This window comes from Williamsia sp. (assembly GCF_016462415.1).
Taxonomy (GTDB): domain Bacteria; phylum Actinomycetota; class Actinomycetes; order Mycobacteriales; family Mycobacteriaceae; genus Williamsia_A.
Genome location: NZ_JAEMTF010000184.1, coordinates 1 through 3711 on the forward strand (window position 1 = coordinate 1; position 3711 = coordinate 3711).

Annotated in this window: 3 protein-coding genes; 2 read left to right on the forward strand and 1 reads right to left on the reverse strand. The window is 65.0% G+C overall.

Going from position 1 to position 3711, the window contains the following annotated elements; all coding sequences use genetic code 11:
• Together JHC79_RS22875 and JHC79_RS22880 are read left to right on the forward strand one after the other, a co-directional pair.
• A partial coding sequence (locus tag JHC79_RS22875) for a peptide transporter (RefSeq protein ID WP_296395228.1) occupies window positions 1-678 on the forward strand: 678 nt, incomplete at its 5' end.
• Window positions 679-926: 248 nt separating this feature from the next.
• Window positions 927-1814 (forward strand): universal stress protein, encoded by an 888-nt coding sequence (locus JHC79_RS22880; RefSeq protein ID WP_296395231.1) that lies wholly within the window; start codon window positions 927-929, stop codon window positions 1812-1814.
• Window positions 1815-1864: 50 nt separating this feature from the next.
• Here JHC79_RS22880 and JHC79_RS22885 read toward each other — a convergent pair.
• Window positions 1865-3711, reverse strand: a 1847-nt coding sequence (locus tag JHC79_RS22885) for a phosphoketolase family protein (RefSeq protein WP_296395233.1), incomplete at its 5' end; no start/stop codon positions are given.

The following is a 3711-nucleotide window of genomic DNA, read 5'->3' on the forward strand; positions in this document are numbered from 1 at the left end:
CAACCAGGCACCGTCGTGACGCGTGCGGCGTGGCTAGCTCTGTGGCCCGAGGATGCGGCGCAGTTGGGTGCCGCACGGTGGGTGGTCGTCAACGGGTGCCGGCGTCTCGCGGCCTGCCACCACTACCAGCGGGCGGGTATGGATGTCGTCATCCGTGACTCCATTGCTGGCTCGAAAGACACTGTGCTGTGGGCGGCGATCGTGGAGAACATCGACCGTCGGGACTTCGACGTACTTGAGGAGGCCCACGCCGTCGAACTACTCGTCACCGAAACCGGCAGCGCCACAATCGCGGCCGAGCGACTCGGCCGCAGTCCGGGTTGGATTTCCCAACGCCGCGCCCTACTCAAGCTCGCACCCGAACTTCAGCAGGCACTTCGCGCCGGTGAACTCGCTGTGCGCCTCGCTCGCTCCCTTGCTCAGGTGCCGCTGGCGCAGCAGGTCGACGCCTGGCGTAAAGCTCAGGACCGCCGAAACGCGGACCGGGGACATCGGGAACCCGCTTCCCCCGTGTCGGATCCCGTGCCGCCCGCGACCGCGATGTCGCGCGCGTTTCGCAAAGTGCAGGCACAACCGACCGATGTGGTCACGGCAGTCTGTGAGCTGTACAACGAGGCTCAGATCGATGAGCTGATCGAGCTCCTCACCCAGCGTCGGCAGCTTTCTATGTTTGCGTAGACGTACCCGCGGCCGCGCACCTCCGACTCCCCGTCACGATGCCTCACGAACCCGATGAAGGTCGTACGTGACGCCTGTTGCGGCGGACCGTATCGGCTTCCGACGGCTTGATCGCCGGCACCACGGCGGGCCGAGATCACGGAACCCGGGCCAATGGTCCCGCGGATCAGGGAACAACCGCTCTGTTTCAGTGCAGGCCTGCGTCTTTAGCGTCGGGAGGAATCTGCCTCCATACGTCAGGACTCTTCATGAACGGCTCTGCTTCCGAAGCCCGTCCACTACTGGTCGGGGTCGACGGCTCCGAGGTCGCACTGGCTGCAGTGCGATGGGCGGCGGCGTTCGCGGCGCGCCTACACGCTCCGCTGCGACTCGCCTACGCGACGCCGCCCCTGGAGCCGTACATCGGCGAACTGATGGTCTCGACGTCGGGTGAGCTGACCAAGGAGATGAAGGACAGGGGTCGCGCCTATCTGGATGCGGCCACCACAGTCGCAGACGAGGCGCAGCCCGAGCTGACAGTCGACTCGGTGCTCGTCGAATCGACGTTCTCCGACTTCTGCGCTGTGGAATCCGCTTACGTTCAGATGATCGTCCTGGGTTCACGGCGATCGGGGCTCATCCGCGATCTCACCCTCGGTGGCGAGAGCATTCGCATCCTGAATCACGCCGACTGCCCGGTTCTGTTGTGGCGCGATCTACTGCCCACGGCCCCGTTGTCGACCCGACCGGTGGTCGTCGGGATCGACGATTCGCCGGCTGCGAAACACGCCCTCATCGCTGCCTTCGACTACGCGGGCGTTCTCGGCGCGCCGCTGGTGGTCGCTCACTTCTGGCGTGTCGGCGGCCTTGCCGGAGGGTGGAGTGCAGGTCTGTTCGACTGGCAGGAGTTCCAGAATCGTGCGTCGGGGTGGTTGAACGCGCAGATCGAGCCCCTGTGCGACAAGTATCCCTCTGTCGAGGTGCAGCGAATCTGCTATGAGGCATCGCCGGCTGTTGCGCTGCAATCGTTTTCGTCATCGGCACAGATGGTCGTCGTGGGTACCCGAGGTCACAACAGGGTGATCGGGTCCGCGCTGGGCGCGGTGAGCCAGAACCTGGCTCACCACTCAGACTGTTCGGTCCTCGTCGTCCACTGATCGGTGACCCGCTCTCGGCGTCCCAGCGTGGGGTTGGGACGCCGAGGTGGTCACGACCAGCGCCAGTCTCGGATTTCGGGCATGTCCTCGAAGTGCTCACGGATGTAGGCGCTGTGCGCCGCCAATTGTTGTTCGCAGTGCTCGATGAGTTCGGCTCGGCAGGCGACGTCGGTTCGCGTGCGACGCAGCGCCTCCATCACCAGGTGGAACCGACTCATCCCGTTGAGAACCACCATGTCGAATGCGGTCGTCGTGGTGCCCTGTTCGTTGAAGCCACGTACATGGAACCGGCCGGGATCGCTGCGGCCGTGCAGCAACTGATGAACCGCGCGCGGGTAGCCATGGAACGCGAACACGACATCCGTCGATGCGGTGAAGAGTCTCTCGAAGACCGCATCGCTCGCCCCGTGTGGGTGCGTGTCCGGAGGGACCAGCGTCATCAGGTCGATCACGTTGACCACGCGCACGAGTAGATCGGGGACCCACATCCTCAGGAGCGCCGCCGCGGCGAGGGTCTCCTCGGTCGGGACGTCGCCCGCGCAGGCGAGGACGATGTCGGGCTCGACGATGGGATGGTCGACCTCGGTTCCGGCCCACGGCCAGATCGACATCCCGGCGGCCACCTGCACTCGTGCGGTGGGCAGGTCGAGGAACTGTGGATGTGATTGCTTGTCGACCACGATGACGTTGACCCGGTTGAACTCTGCGAACATCTGTTCCGCAACGGCCAGCAGGGTGTTGGAGTCCGGCGGGAACCAGACCTGGACCACGCCGGGAGCGAGCGGGAGGACGGCGTCGACCAACCCGGGACCCTGATGGCTGAACCCGTTGTGGTCGTTACGCCAGCATGTGCTGGTCAAGAGTACGTTCATCGACGCGACATCAGCGCGCCAGGGGAGATCGCGGGCGTGCTGGAGCCACTTCACATGCTGGATGAGCATCGAGACACTCACCATCGCGAATGCCTCGTAGGTCGCGAACAACCCGTGTCGCCCCGACAGCAGGTACCCCTCCAGCCATCCCTGACACAGATGTTCGCTGAGGACCTCCATGACGCGGCCGTCGGGTGTGAGGTCGTCGTCGTCGGCGGTCGCTGGGAGTTGCCAACAGCGAGCGGTCTCGTCGAACACCGCTGACAGGCGATTGCTCGAGGTCTCATCCGGGCTGAAGAGTCGGAAGTTGCCGCCACCATCGGTGGTCTTGTTGTCCGCGTAGAGGTCGCGCATCATCTCGCCGAGCACGCGAGTGGTCTCGTGGGAGGTGTGTCCGGGTGACGTGATCTCCAGTGCGTAGGTCTCCAACGGCCGGACGGTGAGCGGCTGAAGGACGCGTCCCCCGTTGGCGTGTGGGGTGGCGCCGAGTCGCTTGTCGCCGGACGGGGCCAGTTCACGGATTTGTGGAGCGATGCTGCCGTCCTCGGCGAAGATCTCCTCGGGGCGGTAGGACAGCAGCCAGCGCTCCAATTGCGCTCGGTGTCTGGGGTTCTCTCGCACCACCGACAGTGGCACCTGGTGTGCCCAGTGGGTGCCCTCGATCAACTTGCCGTCCACGCGGTGTGGTCCGGTCCAGCCCTTGGGCGTGCGCAGCACTATGGCCGGCCATCGCAGTCCGGGGTTCGGTGAACCGGATCGCGTGACCCGCTGTATGAGTCGGATGCGTCGATGGGCATCGGCGATCGCGGCATGCAGATCACGTAGGACCAACTCCGGGACATCGCCGGTCACGATGATCGCTTCCCAGCCCAGGCCGGACAGAAAGCTCGTCAGGTCACTGTCGGTTCTGCGCCCGAACACGGTGGGCCCGGAAATTTTCGCACCGTTGAGATGTAGGAAAGGCAGTACCGCACCGTCACGAGACGGGTTGAGGAACGCCGGCAACGTCCAGGACGCGGCGAGCG

Coding starts and splice junctions, on each gene's coding strand:
- JHC79_RS22880 (WP_296395231.1), top strand. CDS start 927: ATGAACGGCTCTGCTTCCGAAGCCCGTCCACTACTGGTCGGGGTCGAC.